Here is a 16,290-nt window from a genome sequence, read left to right as displayed (position 1 = left end):
GCTTGGAGCCGGGCTTGGAGCCGGGCTGAGCCGGGCTGAGCCGGGCCTGTGTCCGGGCCACGTCCGGCCTGAGCCGGGCCGTGCCGTGTCCGATCCGGGCTCGATCCCGGCCTGAGTCCGGACTGAGCCCCGCCCGGGCCTGGCCTGATCCGGGCGGTGCGGGGGCGCTGATCCACTAGGGTCACGCGCGTGACCCGCAGCCCCGACCCCGCCCGTACGCCGTCACCCCTCGTCGGAGTGCTGGTCACGGGCTCGCTGCTCGCGCTGGGCGTGCTCTGCATCGCGCTGCGCGTCCCGACGGCCGACGCCGTGCTCCACGACTTCGACGCCGCCGACTGGCATCCGCCCAGCGCCTACCCGCCGTTCGCCGCGATCCTGTTCACCCCGGCCGCCTGGCTCCCGGCCGGTGTGCTGAAGGCCGTTCTCGTCCTGGGGAACGCCTGCCTGCTGGCCCTGCTGATCCTGCTGTCCTGCCGACTCGGGGGACTGCGGGCCCGCCGGGGCCCGGTCCTGGCCGCCACCATCGGCGGGCTGTGGCTGGAGCCCCTGTTCCAGACCCCGCTGCCGGCGCAGATCAACCTCGCGCTGGCCTGCCTCGCCGTGTGGGACCTGGGACGACCGCGTACCGCGCTCGGGAAGGGCTTCGCCCTGGGCGTGGCCGCCGGGATCACCCTGACCCCGGCCGTCTTCGTCCCGTACCTGCTGCTCACCGGCCGGGTCCGGGCCGGGCTGACCGCCCTGGCGGGCTTCGCCGGGACGGCGCTGCTCGGCCTGCTCGTCCTGCCCGGGGCCTCCGCCGACTTCTGGTCCCGTCACCTGCCCGAGACCGGGCGGGCCCTGCTGCTGGACTGGCCCCACCTGTGGGTGTGGTCGGTGCCCCTGCTCGCGGTGCTGGCCGGCGCGCAGACCGCCCCCCGCCGGGCCCGACCGGCTCCCGCCGTCCCCGACCCCGCCGTCGCTCCGGCCCCCGCCGTCGCGCCGGCCGTGGTCCCCTGCCCGAGGTCGGCCCCCGGGCAGGAGTCGGTGACGGGCCCGGTCAGTCGCTCGCCAGCAGCTCGTCGGCGTCCATGATCCGGTAGGCGTACCCCTGTTCGGCGAGGAAGCGCTGCCGGTGGGCGGCGAAGTCCTGGTCGATGGTGTCGCGGGCGACCACCGAGTAGAAGCGCGCCTCGTGACCGTCCGCCTTCGGGCGCAGCACCCGGCCGAGGCGCTGTGCCTCCTCCTGGCGGGAGCCGAAGGTGCCCGACACCTGGATGGCGACGGTCGCCTCGGGCAGGTCGATGGAGAAGTTCGCGACCTTCGAGACGACCAGCACGCTGATCTCGCCCTCGCGGAAGGCATTGAAGAGCTTCTCGCGCTGCGCGTTCGAGGTCTCGCCCTTGATGACGGGCGCGTCCAGGTGCTCGCCCAACTCGTCGAGCTGGTCGATGTACTGGCCGATGACCAGGGTCTGCTCGCCCTGGTGCTTGCGCACCAGTGCCTCGGTGACCTTGCGCTTCGTCGCGGTCGTCGCGCAGAAGCGGTACTTCTCCTCGGTCTCGGCGGTCGCGTACGCGAGCCGCTCCGCCTCGGTGAGGTTGACGCGGACCTCGACGCAGTCGGCGGGCGCGATGTAGCCCTGCGCCTCGATCTCCTTCCACGGGGCGTCGAAGCGCTTCGGCCCGATGAGGGAGAAGACGTCGGACTCCCGGCCGTCCTCGCGCACCAGGGTCGCCGTCAGGCCGAGGCGGCGGCGGGCCTGGAGGTCGGCGGTGAACTTGAAGACCGGCGCGGGCAGCAGGTGCACCTCGTCGTAGAGGATCAGGCCCCAGTCCCGGGAGTCGAACAGCTCCAGGTGCGGGTAGACGCCCTTCCGCTTGGTCGTCAGCACCTGGTAGGTGGCGATGGTGACGGGCCGGATCTCCTTGCGGGTGCCGGAGTACTCGCCGATCTCCTCCTCCGTCAGGGTGGTCCGCTTGATCAGCTCGTGCTTCCACTGGCGGGCCGAGACGGTGTTCGTGACCAGGATCAGCGTGGTCGCCTTGGCCTTCGCCATGGCCCCCGCGCCGACCAGGGTCTTGCCCGCGCCGCAGGGCAGGACGACGACCCCGGAGCCGCCGTGCCAGAAGCCCTCGACGGCCTGCTGCTGGTAGGGGCGCAGCGACCAGCCGTCCTCGACGAGGTCGATCGGGTGGGCCTCGCCGTCCACGTACCCGGCGAGGTCCTCGGCGGGCCAGCCCAGCTTGAGCAGGGTCTGCTTGATCTGTCCGCGCTCGGAGGGGTGCACGGCCACGGTGTCCGGGTCGAGGCGGGCGCCGACGAGCGGGGCGATCCGCTTGGAGCGCAGGATCTCCTCCAGCACGGGCCGGTCGGTGCTGGTCAGGACCAGACCGTGGACGGGGTGCTTGGAGAGGGTGAGCCGGCCGTAGCGGGCCATGGTCTCGGCGACGTCGACGAGCAGCGCGTGCGGGACGGGGTAGCGGGAGAACTCCACCAGGGCGTCGACGACCTGCTCGGCGTCGTGTCCGGCGGCGCGGGCGTTCCACAGTCCGAGCGGGGTGATCCGGTAGGTGTGGATGTGCTCGGGGGCGCGTTCCAGCTCGGCGAAGGGCGCGATGGCCCTGCGGGCCGCCCCGGAGAGCTCGTGGTCGATCTCCAGGAGGAGTGTCTTGTCGCTTTGGACGATCAGGGGCCCGTTCACGCGGCACGTCCCTTTCCGGCGGTGATACGGCCGCCCGGACGCGGGCGGCCAAACCTCCAGTCTGCCCTATGGGGCTCCCGGCCGGGTGGGCTCGGCGCCGGTGCCGCGCGGGGAGCGGGGCCGCCGACCGCCACCGGAGCGGGTCGGCTACGCGCCGAGGTGGGGCAGTGGGCCCGTCGGGTAGGGGGTCTCCACCGGCAGCAGGGCGCGGGCGGCCGTGTCCTCGCCGGCGCGGACCAGGGCGTGGACCTCCCGGGCCAGGGGGGTCACGTCGCGGACGGAGACCGTCCACTCGTCCGCGTAGGCCCGGGAGAGGGGCCCCGACAGGCCCAGCTGGAGGGAGCGGTGGGCCAGCGGGTTCAGGTGCAGGTCGCGCTCCGGGTCCCACTGCACCCGCGCCGCCGACGCGGCCAGGGCGTCCTTCCAGGCGGCGTGGTCCGCGTGCACGCCCCGGACGTAGTGCGACAGGCAGGCCCCGGCCAGGGCGCGGTCGAAGCCGGCGCGGGTGATCTCGACGGCCAGGACCGTCTCCTGATCGGCCTTGGCGGCCCAGCCGCAGCGGTACATCATCCACAGGAACGAGGGCTTGATCCAGGTCATCCGCTCCCGCTTCCACGCGGGCGGGAAACGGCCGTCGCGGGCCGCCGGCATGCCGATCCGGGGAGCGTACGCCTGGTACACCGTGACGGTGTCGGCGGTGTGGGCCGCGCGGATCCGGTGGACGGGCTCGGCGGCCGGGGCGCGGGGGGTGGCCGGGGCGGAGGCAGCGGTCGGGGTGGAGTCGTGCGGGGCGGGCATCCGGTCAGGATGCGACAGCCGCCCGCCGGCCGGCGAATCGTTTTCGCCGCCGGGCGTGCGTGCGCGGACCCTTCAGACCTGGTCCTCCGCCAACTCCGCCACTCCCGTGATCCGGTGCAGCGCGTACGTGCGCACCTCGTCCGCCGTGTGGTCGTAGCCGGTGACGAAGCCGCCCTCCACCCGCACCGGGGCCAGGACGCGCTGGCTCGCCGCGCCCTCCGCGTTCACGTACCCGATCCACACCGCCGACCCGGTCAGCGCCGCCGCCTGCACCGTCGCCAGGGTCTCCGCCGCGCTCGTGCGCGGGAGGGCGCCCGGGGCCGGGGCGACGCCGCCGGAGGGCGCGGGTTCCTTGCGGACCGCCGTCGCCGCGAGGTCGCCCGCGCGGATCGCCCGTACCGCCGCGCCGAGCAGCGTCGCGTCCGGCACCGGAGGCCCGTCCGGGACGGGGGCCGGCGCCGAACGGGGCGGGGTGCGGTGCGCGTCGGCCCGCGCCAGCAGCACGTCGCCGGTACGGGACTCCGCGGCCGGGGCGTAGCCCATCCCCCGCAACCCGTCGAGCAGCGCCCTCGGTTCGGCCTGCGCCGCGAGCACGGTCGGCGCGATGCGGCGCAGCCCCAGCCCGGCGGACCGCTTGTCGGCGAGGATCTCGCCCAGCATCGCGTCGTCGTCGCAGCGCACGTACGAGGAGGCCGCCCCGACGCGCAGGTGCCCGTGCCGCCGGGCCACGTCGTCGATCAGGTACGACAGCGGCTGCGGCACCGGGGTCCGGCTGTGCTCGGCGAGGAAGGCGTGCAGGTCGACAGCGGTGTGCCCGGCGTCCAGGGCCCGGCGCACCGACCCGGGCGTGAAGCGGTACACCGTCGCCCCGCCCTTGGACTCGATGTTCGCGAGCACCGCCAGGGTGTCGCCGAGCGGCCGGCGCAGCGGCCCGGGGGCCACCGCCGTCAGGTCGGCCTGGAGCAGGACGTGGTCCACCGGCTCCGGCAGCAACGGGGCCAGCAGCGGCGCCGGATCACGGTGCTCCAACAGGGCCCGCCCGAAGACGCTGAGCGCGCCCCGGCCGGTGACGCCCAGCACCTCGGCGTCGTTCAGGGTCCAGTGCGCGAGGCGGGCGCGCAGATCGCTCGTCCCGCGTACGGGCCGCTCCCACGCGAGCCGGTCCAGCAGCGCGTCCGGATCGGGGGAGGCGCCCTCGGGCAGCTCCGCCAGCAGGTCCAGGACCCGGCGGCGCACCTCGGGCGCGGCGGACCGGTCCAGGTCCGAGCCCAGCGCCGACAGGGTGCGGCCCTTGGCGTCCTGCTCGCCGATCAGCCCGGCCGTGCGGGTGGCCGCCAGCCAGGCCGCGGCCGGCACCGACCACCGCTCGGCGGGCGGGAGTTCGCACCAGGCGTCGAAGGCGGGGGTGGGCGCGTACCGCTCGTCGGCCTCCCCGTCACTGGCCACCAGCCCGGCCGCGTAGGCCAGTTCCACCCAGAACGCCGCCTGCTGCTCGGTGGTGTCCAGGGTGGTCGCGGCCCGCTTGAGGTCCCGTACGGCCAGACCGCCCGCCCGCAGCACGGCCGGACCGGTGTGCTCCCAGGACTTGACCAGCTCCTCCAGGGTGGACAGCGCGGCCAGGGCCTGCCCGGCGGCGTTCGCGTCCACAAGCTGTGGACGGTGCTCGCGGTGCGTGCCGACCTGCGGCGCGAGCGGGGCCGTCCGCCGGTGCGCGAACCCGCCGCGCAGGTGCAGGGCCACCTCGCGGGGCAGCAGGACCGTCCGCGCCGAGGCCGGCAACAACAGCCCCCGGTCGCGCAACCAGCGCACCGGCGGCGTCGGGTTCGGGGTCACCTCCCCGTACGGCGGCCCCCACACCAGCCGCCCGAGCACCTGGTGGGCCTCCGCGGGGGCCTCGTCCAGCAGCGCCGACATCCGCTCCGGGTCGGTGAACAGCCCGGTCAGCGCGGCCACCGCCGACACCGGATCGTGGGTCCCGGGCAGCCCGGCCGCCGTGACGATCTCCTGGATCCGGGTCGGGGACATCCCGGCGGTAGCCTCGGCGACGGTCGGGCCCAGGCCCGTCGGGGAGGGCCGCTGCGCCGAGGGGGCCAGCAGCTCGCGGGCGGTGCGGACCAGCCGCAGCCGCTCCTCGTCCCCCCACACCAGGGCCTGGTCGCGCAGGGTGCCGAGCGCGCGGGGCAGCGCGGCGCGGGCCGCCTCGTCCTCACCGCCCGTCAGCAGCGACTCCAGCACCGGGTACGGGCACGGCTCCGGGGCCACCGCGAGGGCCTCGGCCGTCTGGAGCGCGAACCGGTCCAGTCGGTCCAGGGCGCGCACCACCGAGGCGCGGGTCCCGGCGCGGGTCGCCAGCTGCGTGATGTCGCCGGGGACGGGCCCGAGGAGGTCCGGGCGCGCGTGCAGCAGGGCGGCGAGGCCGACGTCGTCGCGGGCCCGCAGCGCCTCGGCGAGGGAGCGCGGGGGATTCGCCGCTACGGTCGCGGCGGCGGTGCTTGCCTCGGGCACGGTGGTCGCCTCCTGGTCACGTCGGCCGGTTCGTCCGCCGATCCCCATCCGGTCAACGGTATCCGCTGCGCCGACGGCCGCTCCACGGGCGCACGCGCTACCTTCGGGTCAGGCGGGTCGGGAGGAGCCGGGGCGTGGCAATCGAGAGCGACCATCTGGTCTACGAATATCTGAGCCGGGTCGGGGACTTGGCCCAGCGCAGGCAGCTGTCCTCGGGGGACCGCATGCGGCTCGTGTCGGGGCTGCGGGACGAGATCGACCGTCGGCGCGCCAAGTACGAACCGGAGACCCCGGCGGCCGTCCGGCGCATCCTGGAGCGGATCGGGACGCCGGAGGAGGTCCTCGACACCCTCGGCACGCTGTCGGCCCCCACGGCCCCCACGGCCCCCACCGCCACCGCGCCGCCGCCGGCGGCGCCCTCCGCCGTGCCGGAGCAGCGCGCCGGCGGACTGCGGCGGAGGCCTGCGGCGCGGGAACGAGAGCGGGAACGAGAACGGGAACGAGAGCGGGAGCCGGAGAACGTGCCGCCGCACCTGGCCGGGCTCGACGAACTCGGCCCCGGTGGCGGCGAGGAGCCCGACTGGTGGCGGCTCGGCGCGACCGGGGCGGGGCCGCAGGTGGAGGGGTTCGCGGGCGGCATCGAGATCCCGGACCTCTTCAAGGAGCGCGACCCGCGACGGGACCCCGAAGCCGATCCGGAGACGGGGACGGAGACGGAGCCGGGGACGCGGACGCGGACGGACAAGGAGAAGGCGTCGGGCCCGGACCCGGGCGCCGACCCCGACCGGCCGCCCCGGGGCGCCCGGGCGCGGCGGCTCGTACGGCTCCTGCGCGAGCGCCGCAAGGCGGCGGCCGTCGTCCCGGAGGCCCCGGCCCCGGCGCCGGCCGTCCGGCGGCGCCTCCACGTCTTCCTCACCCTGGCGGCATTGCTGCTGGTGGCGGGCTCGATCAGCGGCTACTGGCTGCTGCTCGGGGCCGGCTGGCTGCTGGCCTACGCCTCGCGCGTGCTCGGTCCCGCCGAGCGCAAGTGGGTCCTCCTCGGGGTGCCGGCCACGGTCCTCGCGGGGGCGGTGGTGTGGCTGTGGGGGCGGCGCAACGGTCGCTGGGGCGAGGCGCTGGCCGCCGAGGCACTGGGCGGCGCCTTCCAGGACATGTGGCCCCTGCTGGCCCGGGTGGCCGCCCTGACGACGGCCGCGTACCTGGCCTGGCGCGCCCGCCGGTAGCCCCCGGCGGGCGGCACGTTCCCCCCGGCCCTGCACCGCCCCGGGGCCCCGCCACAATGGAGGGCATGAGCTCCCAGACCACCGCCCAGCTGACCGTCGGCTTCGACCTCGACATGACCCTGATCGACTCGCGTCCCGGGATCAGGGCCACCTACCAGGCCCTTTCCGCCGAGACGGGCACGTTCATCGATGCCGACGAGGCGGTCACCCGGCTCGGTCCGCCGCTGGAGGAAGAGCTCGCGTACTGGTTCCCCGAGGCGGAGATCGCGGCCATGACGGTCCGCTACCGGGAGATCTATCCCACATACGCCATCGAGCCGACCGAGGCGATGCCCGGAGCCCGCGAGGCCGTCGAGGCCGTCCGGGCCCTCGGGGGCCGCGCGATCGTCGTCACGGCCAAGCACGAGCCGAACGCCCGCCTCCACCTCGCGCACTTGGGCATCGAACCGGACGCCGTCGTCGGCTGGCTGTGGGCGGAGGCCAAGGCGGGCGCGCTGCGCGAGTACGGCGCGCAGGTGTACGTGGGCGACCACGTGGGCGACGTACGGGGCGCGCGGACGGCCGGCGCGCTGTCGGTCGTCGTGCCGACCGGCCCGTGCCCGGAGCCCGAACTGCGCGCGGCCGGCGCCGACGTGGTGCTGGCCGACCTCACCGCGCTGCCCGCGTGGCTGGAGGCGTACGTGGCCGCGCGCGCGGCATAGCGGAGCGCGCGCCGCGGCCCTCAGGCCCGCGCGACCCGACCCCGACCTCAGGCCTGCGAGGCGCGGGCCGCCCTGCGCTGCGCGGCGGCCGAGCGCAGCACGCCCGCCGCCGAGAGGGCGAAACCGACGCCCATGAGCATGCACACGGCCCACGCGTACGACGGGAACGGGTCGGTGTCCAGGAACAGCGGAGCCATGGTGGCGAGGGTGGCCACGGCGCCGAGGGCGAACACGATGCCGCCCGCCTTGACGAGTCCGTCGCCGGGCCGCGCTTCGTCTTGATGAGGAGTAACAGTCACCCCACCAGGGTAGTTCCCTGGCCGAAGCGGTGAACCGGGAAGGACCGGGGAACGACTTGTCACCCGTTTCTGGACCACTAGCCTGGAGGAGCCGGGTCGAAGGACCCGCCGCACTGCTATCCGGAGCCGGTTCGCACCGGCCGACCGGACCCGACGAGCACAAGGACAGAGGACGGACGTGCCCACCGGCAAGGTCAAGTGGTTCAACAGCGAGAAGGGCTTCGGCTTCCTCTCCCGCGACGACGGCGGCGACGTCTTCGTGCATTCGTCGGTACTCCCCGACGGCGTCGACGCGCTCAAGCCCGGCCAGCGCGTCGAGTTCGGTGTCGTCGCGGGCCAACGCGGTGACCAGGCACTTTCGGTGATCGTCCTGGATCCCGCGCCCTCCGTCGCGGCGGCTCAGCGCCGCAAGCCCGACGAGCTGGCCTCGATCGTGCAGGACCTGACGACCCTGTTGGAGAACGTCACCCAGCAACTGGAGCGCGGTCGCTACCCGGACAAGGCGCACGGCTCGAAGATCGGCGACATGCTCCGCGCGGTCGCCGACCAGCTCGACGTCTGATCCTCCCCGCGCGTCCCCGGTGCCCCGCCCCTCGACGAGAGCGGCGGGGCACCGGCGCGTCCGGACGAGGTCAGGGGAAGTCGAGGGCGCCGGCGGCGATGGCCGGAACCAGTCCCTCGGCCGCGGCCCTGGTCAGGAGCCCGCGGACGGCCGCGTAGCCGGCCTCGCCGAGGTCGGCGGTGAACTCGTTGACATACAGCCCGATGTGCTGGTCGGCGACCGCCGGGTCCAGCTCCTGCGCGTGGGCGCGGACGTACGGCCGCGAGGCCTGCGGGTCCTCCCACGCCATCCGCACCGACGCGCGGGCCGACTCGGCGAGCACGCGCAGCGCGTCCGTGCCCAGCGAGCGCCTCGCGATGATCGCGCCCAACGGGATGGGCAGGCCGGTGGTGGACTCCCAGTGCTCGCCCATGTCGGCGAGGCAGTGGAGCCCGTAGTCCCGGTAGGTGAACCGGGCCTCGTGGATGACCAGTCCGGCGTCCACGCGACCGTCGCGGACCGCCGGCATGATCTCGTGGAACGGCAGCACCACGACCTTGCCGACGCCCGCCGGCAGCACGTCCGCCGCCCACAGCCGGAACAGCAGGTAGGCCGTGGAGCGTTCGCTCGGCACGGCGACCGTGCGGCCGGTCAGGTCGAGACCGGGCTCGCGCGAGAGCACCAGCGGCCCGCACCCACGACCCAGGGCCCCGCCGCAGGGCAGCAGCGCGTACTCCTCCAACACCCAGGGCAGCACGGCGTACGACACCTTCAGCACGTCCAGCTCGCCGCGCTCGGCCATGCCGTTGGTGACGTCGATGTCGGCGAAGGTGACGTCCAGGTCGGGCGCGCCCGGGACCCGGCCGTGCGCCCAGGCGTCGAAGACGAAGGTGTCGTTCGGGCAGGGCGAGTAGGCGATCTTGAGCGGTTCAGCGGTGCTCATGGCGTTCTCCCCAATTCACGAGTACGGGTCCCAGGGCGCGGAATCCGGCGCTCAGGGCGGCCAGCGCCTCCCCGATCCGCCAGGCGTCCCGGTCACGCGGTCCGACCGCGTTGGACACCGCCCGGACCTCCAGGACCGGCAGCCCGTAGGCGGCGGCGGCCTCCGCCACCCCGAAGCCCTCCATGGCCTCGGCCCCGGCCATCGGATGACGGGCGGCCAGCTCGGCGGCGCGGGAGGCGCTGCCGGTGACGGTCGACACGGTCAGGACGGGAGCCAGGAGCGCCCCCGTGGCCTCGGCGGCGCGGGCGGCCAGCTCGGGCGGCGGCAGGTGCGTGGACCGGCCGAAGCCCAGCGCGTCCACCGGGAGGAAACCGTCGGGGGTCTCCGCCCCCAGGTCGGCGGCGACGAGCGCGTCGGCGACCACGAGGGATCCGGGCGGGGCGGCGGGCGCGAACCCGCCGCCGATGCCGGCGGACACGACGAGGGAATAGTCGGCCAGCGCGAGCGCGGTGGCCGTGGCGGCGGCGGCCGCCGCCGGTCCGACACCGCCGACCATTACGTCGACGGCGAGGCCGGGCAGGTCTCGACGGGTGATGAGGTACCCGCCGCGCAGGGTGCGCGGCTCGGGCGTGACCGGATCCGGATGAGGGGTCAGACCGGTGGCCACGGAGTCGGCCTCCGCGGCCACCGCCGTCACGACGAGCGCGCGCATGGGTGGGGTACTAGTCCTTGAGCTTCAGCTTGAACGACCAGACGGAGAGCGGCTTGCCGTCCTTGCCCACCTGGACGAAGCCGAGCATCTTCGAGGCGGGGGCCTCGCCCTGACCGCCGGTCGCGAAGACGTCGGCGCCCTGGAAGCTGCGGTAGGTGTTCGACGAGGGCTCGGTGATCGGCTGCCCGTCGAGGACCGCCTGCCACTTCTTGCCGTCCGCGACGACCTCCGGCTCGACACCCAGGCGCAGGGTGTCGCCGCGGCCGTACACGATGGTCTTGGCGTCCTTGAGGCCCGTCAGGCACTCCTGGACGCGGTCCATGGCGAGGTCCTTGGAGCCGTCGCCGTGGCATTGGGACTCGGCGGACACCGTGGAGGTGCCGACGGTCACCGTCGCGAGGGGCGTCGGCTTGTCGCAGGCGGACAGGAGGAGGAGGCCGGCGGACACGGCTCCGAGGGCCGCGACGCTGCGGCGGGCCCTACCCGGGAAAAGCGGTGCGGTCATGAGCCGAAGGCTATCGGGCGACCCGCTCCGCCCGTGGCAGGGGGTCCTCGGCCACGTCGCTGCCCTCCCGGGCGGGGCGGGGGTGGGGTGCGGCGCCGCCGCGGGGTGGCTCCGGGCGGTTGGGCCGCGCCCGGGCCTCCCGGGGCTCCGCCCCGGACCCCGCGCCTCAAGCGCCGGCGGGGCTGGGTGTGCGCCTCAAGCGCCGGCGGGGCTGGATGCGCGCGGCGGGGCTGGGTGTGCGCCGGCGGGGCTGGGTGTGCGCCTGCGGGGCTGGATGTGGGTCAGGCCGGGTGGGCTTGGGGGTGGCCGGGGTGGTCGCGGCGGGTGGACAGGAGGCCGCGGACGGCGACCAGGGTGCCCAGGGCCACCATGCCCGAGGCGACCGCCATGCCCAGCACCCCGTTCAACGGCAGCGCGATCCCGATCGCGCCCCCCAACACCCACGCCACCTGGAGCAACGTCTCCGAGCGGGCGAACGCCGACGTCCGCACCGCCTCCGGCACGTCCCGCTGGATCATCGCGTCCAGCGACAGCTTCGCGAGGGCCTGGCAGAATCCCGCCGTCCCGGCCAGCACCGCCACGAACAGCCCGCTGAACAACACCGCCGACAGGATCGCCACGCCGAGCGTCACCGACAGCACCGCCGCGACGATCGCCTCCGGCGCCCGCGCCCGCAGCCACGCCCCCACCGCCGTCCCGCACGCGTTCCCGACGCCCGCCGTGACCCCCACGATCCCCAGCGACACCGCCGCGCTCTGCCCGCCCAACGGATGCTCCCGCAGCAGGAACGCCAGGAAGAAGATCAGGAACCCCGAAAGCCCCCGCATGGCCGCGTTCGCCAACAGCCCGCACAGCACCGGCCGGCTCACCGTCCGCAGCCCCGGCCGCTTCGAGTGCGCCTCGTGGGTGGACAGCCGCGCCCGGCGCTCGCCCTTGGCCTCGTCCACCTTCGGCGGCAACTGGAACGCCGCGACCGTCCCCCACACGAAGATCGCGCAGGCCCCGTAGAGCGGCCACGGCGGCCCGATCGTCTGCAACCCCGCCCCCACCGGCGCCGCCGCGCCCGTCGCGAGGAGCCCGGCCAGCGTCACCCGGGAGTTCGCCTTGACGAGTGAGAACGTCGGCGGCAGGAGTCTGGGCACCACCGCGCTGCGCACCACCCCGTACGCCTTCGACGCGACCAGCACGCCCAGGGCCGCCGGATACAGCTCCAACCCGCCCGTGGCCACCGCGCCCGACATCATCAGCGCCAACAACGCCCGCGCCAACATCGCGCAGGCCATCGCCGCCCGCCGCCCGTGCGGCAGCCGGTCCAGCAACGGTCCGATGACCGGGGCCAGCACCGTGAAGGGGGCCATCGTGATCGCCAGGTAGAGGGCCACCCGGCCGCGCGCCTCGTCCGTGGGGACCGAGAAGAACACCGTCGAGGCCAATGCCACCGTGATCATCACGTCGCCGGCGCCGTTGATCGCGTGCAGCTCGATGAGCCGCCCGAGGCCCGACTCGCCCGCGCCGTGCGCGTGCGTCGCCCGCCGGATCCCGCGCGCCGTACCGGTGAAAGGGAGGTGCAGGGCGCGCCCGACAGCCCGGCCGGCCCGCCTGGCCGGTCCCGAGCCGTCTGCGGACGACCGTGCGGGAGCCACGTGGCCCATAGTGCCCCACACGGCTCGCGGGGACCCCTCCCGGCGTGTCGCACCTGCCGCCGACGGGCCGCCGTGTCCGCCGGTTGCCCTCCTGTTGTCCGCGAATCGGACCTCGCATGTGGGACGAAGGCTTCGAAGGAGGTAGCGTGCGTAGCGCGCCACCGGCGGTTGCTCTTGGCCGCGCGCCTCTTCGCGATCCCGCAGAATGGATCGCAGTGGGGTGCGCCCGAGGCCGATCGGGGCGCGGACGTCGACGCGGCCCTCTGGTCCGCTCCGCCCGCGCTACGTACGGATGACACCGACGGGTCGTTGTGGACGACAGTACGGACGGCGCACTCGTGAGACGGCGTAGGAGAGAACGAGACCTGTGAGTGCTGCGACGACGCGAAGCCGTACCCCGCGTACCCCTGCCCCCGATCGGCTGTGCGCCGAGGCGGTGGACCTCGCCCGCTCGGCGGCCGAGGAGGCCGCCTTCCCCAACCTGGTGGGCGAGCACCTCTCCGTAGTGGCGGAGGGCGACAGAGTCGTCACCCACTTCTTCGAGTGCCGGGAACCCGGCTACCGCGGCTGGCGCTGGGCCGTCACGGTGACCCGCGCCTCCCGCGCGAAGAACATCACCCTCGACGAAACGGTGCTGCTCCCCGGCGACGACGCCCTCCTCGCCCCCGAGTGGGTGCCGTGGAGCGAGCGGCTGCGGCCGGGCGACATGGGTCCGGGCGACCTGCTGCCGACGGACGCCGACGACCTGCGACTGGAGCCGGGCTGGTCCGGCGAGGACGCCCCGCCGCCGAACTCGGTGGTCTCGCAGGAGATGGGCCGGCTCGTCGAGGCGGAGGACGCGGTCGTCACCGACCGGGTCGTCGTCCCCGAGCGCGGCTCCATCGCCTCCGTCGCCGAGGAACTGGGCATGCGCCGCACGCGCGTGCTCTCCCGCTACGGCCTGCACAGCGCGGCCGACCGCTGGGACGAGTCCTTCGGCGCCAAGACCCCGATGGCGCAGGCCGCGCCCGCGTCCTGCGTGTCGTGCGGGTTCCTCGTCGCGATCGGCGGCTCCCTGGGGCAGGCCTTCGGGATCTGCGCGAACGAGTTCGGCCCGGCCGACGGGCGCCTCGTGTCCCTCTCGTACGGGTGCGGCGGCCACTCGGAGGCCGCGGTCGTCCCGAAGCCGCCGAAGCCGGCGCTGCCGGTGCTCGACTCGATGGCGACGGACGAGTTCCCGCTCCGCCCGACCGCCGACACGGGCTCGGTCCCGGCGACCGACCTCGACTCGGCGGACCTCGGCCACAGCTGACGCCCCACCCGTCCGGGCGCCGCCCGGACGGACGGGGGCCCGGACGGGTCGGTCAGGGCGGTGGCGCCGCTCCGGGCCTGATCCGCCGGATCGGACGCGGACCTCCGCAGAGCCCTCCACGGCCCGCCGTCCGCCGCGTAGGCTCCCCGCATGGGGGACACGGACGGGTACGCGGGCACGGACATGGTGGGGATGACGGGGCGGGTCACCGGGACGGTCGGGCCCGGCCTGGTCGGCGAGGTCATCGTCCGCATCCGGGGTGGCGCCGAGCACTTCCTCGCCCACCCGGCGCCCGGCGAGGGCCGGATCGCGGTGGGCACGGTGGTGACGGTGGTCGAGCACCTGCCCCCGCGCACGGTCTACGTGATGGCCGCCTACGACGGCCTCGGGGGATAGGGAGCGGGATGGCGCGCCCCGACCACGCGGTCCGCCGGTTGGTCGTCGAGGGCCGGACCTTCCACTGGTCGGTCCGCCACGTCCACCACGTCCGGAATCCCGACGGGTCCCTGACCTGCCACGACACGCTCAATCTACGGCTGCCCCCGCACGGCGGCCGGCTGCGCGTGGTCTTCCCCTGGGGCCGGGGTCGGATCCTGCCCGGAGTCGGCTGGGTGCCCGGGGCGGCCGGCGCGGTCCCCCCGGGCGAGCGCGTCGCCGTGAACCTGCACGAACCGGGCACCGCCAGAGCCGTGGTGGACCGGTTGCTGGAGGACGGTTGGGACCCCGAGGACCGGCACGGCCGGGACGTCGACGGATGGGACGTGTCGGCCTCCGTATCAAGATGGCGACAAGAATGATCCGGCCGCTTCTCCGGTGACCCCGGCAGGCGCAGAATCCCCTCGTCGGTGTCGAACGGCACCGCGCTAAGGGGGCGTTGCTGATGACCGTCGGCGTCGTGGCGGGACTCGTTCTCGCAGCAGTCGTGGCCCTGATCGGGCTGTTCAAACTCATGTGGCGGGTGGCCGAACCGAACGAGGCGCTCGTCATCTCCGGCTCCGCGCACAAGACCGAGGGCATCGGCGAGGGCATGGGGTTCCGCATCGTCACCGGGCGCGGGACGATGGTCCTGCCCGGGGTGCAGGCGGTGCGCAAGTTGTCGCTGGACCTCAACGAGACCCAGTTGAACGTGGACTGCGTCACCCACCAGGGCATCCCGCTGCGGGTGAAGGGCGTGGTCATCTTCAAGATCGGCGACGACTTCGTGTCCATCGCGAACGCGGCCCGCCGGTTCCTGGACCAGCAGAAGATGATGCCGGAGCGGGTGCACATCGTCTTCGCCGGCCATCTGCGGTCCATCGTGGGCGGACTGACGGTCGAGGACATGATCCGCGACAGGGAGAAGCTGACCGGGCAGACCCGGATGGCCTGCGGGACCGAGATGGAGAAGCTCGGTCTGATCGTCGACTCGCTCCAGATCCACGAGATCGAGGACCCGACCGGCTACATCAAGAACCTGGCGATGCCGCACGCGGCCGCCGTCCAGCGTGACGCGCGCATCGCGCAGGCCGAGGCCAACCGGTTGGCGACCGAGGCCGAACAGGCCGCCTTCGCCCGGATGTCGGAGGCCACCCGGGACAGCGAGATCCTCCAGGCCGGCTACCAGGCCGAACGGGACAAGGCCGCCGCGACCGCCCGTCAGGCGGGCCCGCTGTCGGAGGCCGCCGCCCGCCAGGAGGTCGTCGTGCAGGAGACCCGGGTCGCGGAGCTGGAGGCGCACCGGCGCGAGCAGCAGCTCCAGGCCGACGTGCGCAAGCCCGCGGACGCGGCCGCCTACCAGACGAGGACCCTCGCCGAGGCGGAGCGCGACGCACGCATCTCGGCGGCCCAGGCCAAGGCCAAGGAGACCGAGCTGGCGGCGGCGGCCGAGGCCACCCGGGTCAGGACGGCCGCGGCGGCCGAGGCCCAGGCGACCGAGGCGCGCGGCCTCGCCGCCGCCACCGCGACCCGGGCGAGCGGTGAGGCCGAGGCCGCCGCCACCCAGGCCAAGGGGCTCGCGCAGGCGGAGTCGGCGCGGGCGAACGGCCTCGCGACGGCGGAGGCGGCCAAGGCCAAGGGCCTCGCCGAAGCCGAGTCGATCAAGGCGCGGGCCGCCGCGCTGGCGGAGAACCAGGAGGCGGTCGTCGCGCAGCAGCTCGCCGAGAACTGGCCGGCGATCGTGGAGGCGGGCGCGGGCGCCTTCGGCAACGTCGAGCACATGGTGCTGCTGAACGGCGCCGAGGGCATGTCGGAGGTGTTCGCGAAGGCCCTGACCATGGGCGGGGCGGGACTCGGGATGGCCCGCCAGATGCTGGCCTCGATGGCCCAACAGGCCCCGGGGTCAGCGGCGCCCGGGGGAGGGGACCCGGACCCGAGGACCTCCGCCGTCACGCCCGTGAACGGCAGGGACCCGCGTCCGGGAACGGGACGGATCCCGATCGACGACCAGGCGTAGGCCGCCCGCCGCCCGCCG

16 protein-coding genes are annotated in these 16,290 nt (G+C 74.8%); 8 read left to right on the top strand and 8 right to left on the bottom strand.

Translation table 11 applies throughout. The features are described from left to right. Positions 1-189: 189 nt before the first annotated feature. Positions 190-1,071, top strand: a complete 882-nt coding sequence (locus ACIOD1_RS05295; protein WP_401900216.1) for a glycosyltransferase family 87 protein — start codon at positions 190-192, stop codon at positions 1,069-1,071. Here ACIOD1_RS05295 and ACIOD1_RS05290 read toward each other — a convergent pair. The 3 genes from ACIOD1_RS05290 to ACIOD1_RS05280 form a co-directional block, all read right to left on the bottom strand. Then, positions 1,037-2,680, bottom strand: a complete 1,644-nt coding sequence (locus ACIOD1_RS05290; protein ID WP_365620364.1) for a DNA repair helicase XPB — start codon at positions 2,678-2,680, stop codon at positions 1,037-1,039. The genes ACIOD1_RS05295 and ACIOD1_RS05290 overlap by 35 nt on opposite strands. A gap of 147 nt (positions 2,681-2,827) precedes the next feature. Beyond that, positions 2,828-3,478 (bottom strand): DUF4291 domain-containing protein, encoded by a 651-nt coding sequence (locus ACIOD1_RS05285; protein WP_401900214.1) that lies wholly within the window; start codon positions 3,476-3,478, stop codon positions 2,828-2,830. 72 nt (positions 3,479-3,550) lie between these two features. Next, positions 3,551-6,031: a helicase C-terminal domain-containing protein gene (locus ACIOD1_RS05280; protein ID WP_365620358.1), complete on the bottom strand. Its 2,481-nt coding sequence runs from the start codon at positions 6,029-6,031 to the stop codon at positions 3,551-3,553. A gap of 86 nt (positions 6,032-6,117) precedes the next feature. On the opposite strand from ACIOD1_RS05280, the gene ACIOD1_RS05275 reads away from it, so the two are divergent. Both ACIOD1_RS05275 and ACIOD1_RS05270 read left to right on the top strand, forming a co-directional pair. Then, a complete protein-coding gene (locus ACIOD1_RS05275; protein WP_401900211.1) occupies positions 6,118-7,206 on the top strand; it encodes a hypothetical protein in 1,089 nt (362 codons plus the stop codon). Between the two features lie 65 nt (positions 7,207-7,271). Continuing rightward, the gene (locus ACIOD1_RS05270; RefSeq protein WP_365620352.1) at positions 7,272-7,907 is read left to right on the top strand and encodes an HAD family hydrolase; all 636 of its coding nucleotides are present in this window, start codon (positions 7,272-7,274) and stop codon (positions 7,905-7,907) included. Positions 7,908-7,954: 47 nt separating this feature from the next. Here the strand turns inward: ACIOD1_RS05270 and ACIOD1_RS05265 are convergent, their stop codons facing one another. Then, on the bottom strand, positions 7,955-8,206 hold the full coding sequence (locus ACIOD1_RS05265) for a hypothetical protein (RefSeq protein ID WP_365620350.1): 252 nt from the start codon (positions 8,204-8,206) through the stop codon (positions 7,955-7,957). Between the two features lie 178 nt (positions 8,207-8,384). Here ACIOD1_RS05265 and ACIOD1_RS05260 point away from each other — a divergent pair, with 178 nt between their 5' ends. After that, positions 8,385-8,768 (top strand): cold-shock protein, encoded by a 384-nt coding sequence (locus ACIOD1_RS05260; RefSeq protein WP_365620347.1) that lies wholly within the window; start codon positions 8,385-8,387, stop codon positions 8,766-8,768. A gap of 70 nt (positions 8,769-8,838) precedes the next feature. Here ACIOD1_RS05260 and ACIOD1_RS05255 read toward each other — a convergent pair whose 3' ends face one another. From ACIOD1_RS05255 to ACIOD1_RS05240, 4 genes are all read right to left on the bottom strand, one after another. Next, a complete protein-coding gene (locus ACIOD1_RS05255) occupies positions 8,839-9,690 on the bottom strand; it encodes a 1,4-dihydroxy-6-naphthoate synthase (protein WP_401900208.1) in 852 nt (283 codons plus the stop codon). Next, entirely contained in the window at positions 9,677-10,402 is a 726-nt protein-coding gene (locus tag ACIOD1_RS05250; protein WP_401900206.1) for a futalosine hydrolase, read from the bottom strand. Before ACIOD1_RS05250 ends, ACIOD1_RS05255 begins: the two co-directional genes overlap by 14 nt. A gap of 10 nt (positions 10,403-10,412) precedes the next feature. Continuing rightward, a complete protein-coding gene (locus tag ACIOD1_RS05245; RefSeq protein WP_365620338.1) occupies positions 10,413-10,907 on the bottom strand; it encodes a DUF2771 domain-containing protein in 495 nt (164 codons plus the stop codon). 281 nt (positions 10,908-11,188) lie between these two features. Continuing rightward, entirely contained in the window at positions 11,189-12,559 is a 1,371-nt protein-coding gene (locus ACIOD1_RS05240; protein ID WP_365620335.1) for an MFS transporter, read from the bottom strand. A 358-nt stretch (positions 12,560-12,917) separates the two neighbouring features. On the opposite strand from ACIOD1_RS05240, the gene ACIOD1_RS05235 reads away from it, so the two are divergent. From ACIOD1_RS05235 to ACIOD1_RS05220, 4 genes are all read left to right on the top strand, one after another. After that, positions 12,918-13,841 (top strand): DUF3027 domain-containing protein, encoded by a 924-nt coding sequence (locus tag ACIOD1_RS05235; protein WP_365620332.1) that lies wholly within the window; start codon positions 12,918-12,920, stop codon positions 13,839-13,841. 150 nt (positions 13,842-13,991) lie between these two features. Continuing rightward, the gene (locus ACIOD1_RS05230; protein WP_365620329.1) at positions 13,992-14,237 is read left to right on the top strand and encodes a hypothetical protein; all 246 of its coding nucleotides are present in this window, start codon (positions 13,992-13,994) and stop codon (positions 14,235-14,237) included. A gap of 8 nt (positions 14,238-14,245) precedes the next feature. Further along, the gene (locus ACIOD1_RS05225; RefSeq protein WP_401900202.1) at positions 14,246-14,638 is read left to right on the top strand and encodes a hypothetical protein; all 393 of its coding nucleotides are present in this window, start codon (positions 14,246-14,248) and stop codon (positions 14,636-14,638) included. 83 nt (positions 14,639-14,721) lie between these two features. Beyond that, a complete protein-coding gene (locus ACIOD1_RS05220; RefSeq protein WP_365620323.1) occupies positions 14,722-16,272 on the top strand; it encodes an SPFH domain-containing protein in 1,551 nt (516 codons plus the stop codon). Positions 16,273-16,290: the final 18 nt, after the last annotated feature.

The sequence above is a fragment of the Streptomyces sp. NPDC088097 genome (assembly GCF_044741845.1).
Classification (GTDB): Bacteria; Actinomycetota; Actinomycetes; order Streptomycetales; family Streptomycetaceae; genus Streptomyces.
This window is presented reverse-complemented; position numbering and strand designations above follow the sequence as displayed.

Coding starts and splice junctions, on each gene's coding strand:
- ACIOD1_RS05285 (WP_401900214.1), bottom strand. CDS start 3,478: ATGCCCGCCCCGCACGACTCCACCCCGACCGCTGCCTCCGCCCCGGCC.
- ACIOD1_RS05280 (WP_365620358.1), bottom strand. CDS start 6,031: ATGGGGATCGGCGGACGAACCGGCCGACGTGACCAGGAGGCGACCACC.
- ACIOD1_RS05270 (WP_365620352.1), top strand. CDS start 7,272: ATGAGCTCCCAGACCACCGCCCAGCTGACCGTCGGCTTCGACCTCGAC.
- ACIOD1_RS05255 (WP_401900208.1), bottom strand. CDS start 9,690: ATGAGCACCGCTGAACCGCTCAAGATCGCCTACTCGCCCTGCCCGAAC.
- ACIOD1_RS05250 (WP_401900206.1), bottom strand. CDS start 10,402: ATGCGCGCGCTCGTCGTGACGGCGGTGGCCGCGGAGGCCGACTCCGTG.
- ACIOD1_RS05245 (WP_365620338.1), bottom strand. CDS start 10,907: ATGACCGCACCGCTTTTCCCGGGTAGGGCCCGCCGCAGCGTCGCGGCC.
- ACIOD1_RS05240 (WP_365620335.1), bottom strand. CDS start 12,559: ATGGGCCACGTGGCTCCCGCACGGTCGTCCGCAGACGGCTCGGGACCG.
- ACIOD1_RS05230 (WP_365620329.1), top strand. CDS start 13,992: ATGGGGGACACGGACGGGTACGCGGGCACGGACATGGTGGGGATGACG.
- ACIOD1_RS05225 (WP_401900202.1), top strand. CDS start 14,246: ATGGCGCGCCCCGACCACGCGGTCCGCCGGTTGGTCGTCGAGGGCCGG.
- ACIOD1_RS05220 (WP_365620323.1), top strand. CDS start 14,722: ATGACCGTCGGCGTCGTGGCGGGACTCGTTCTCGCAGCAGTCGTGGCC.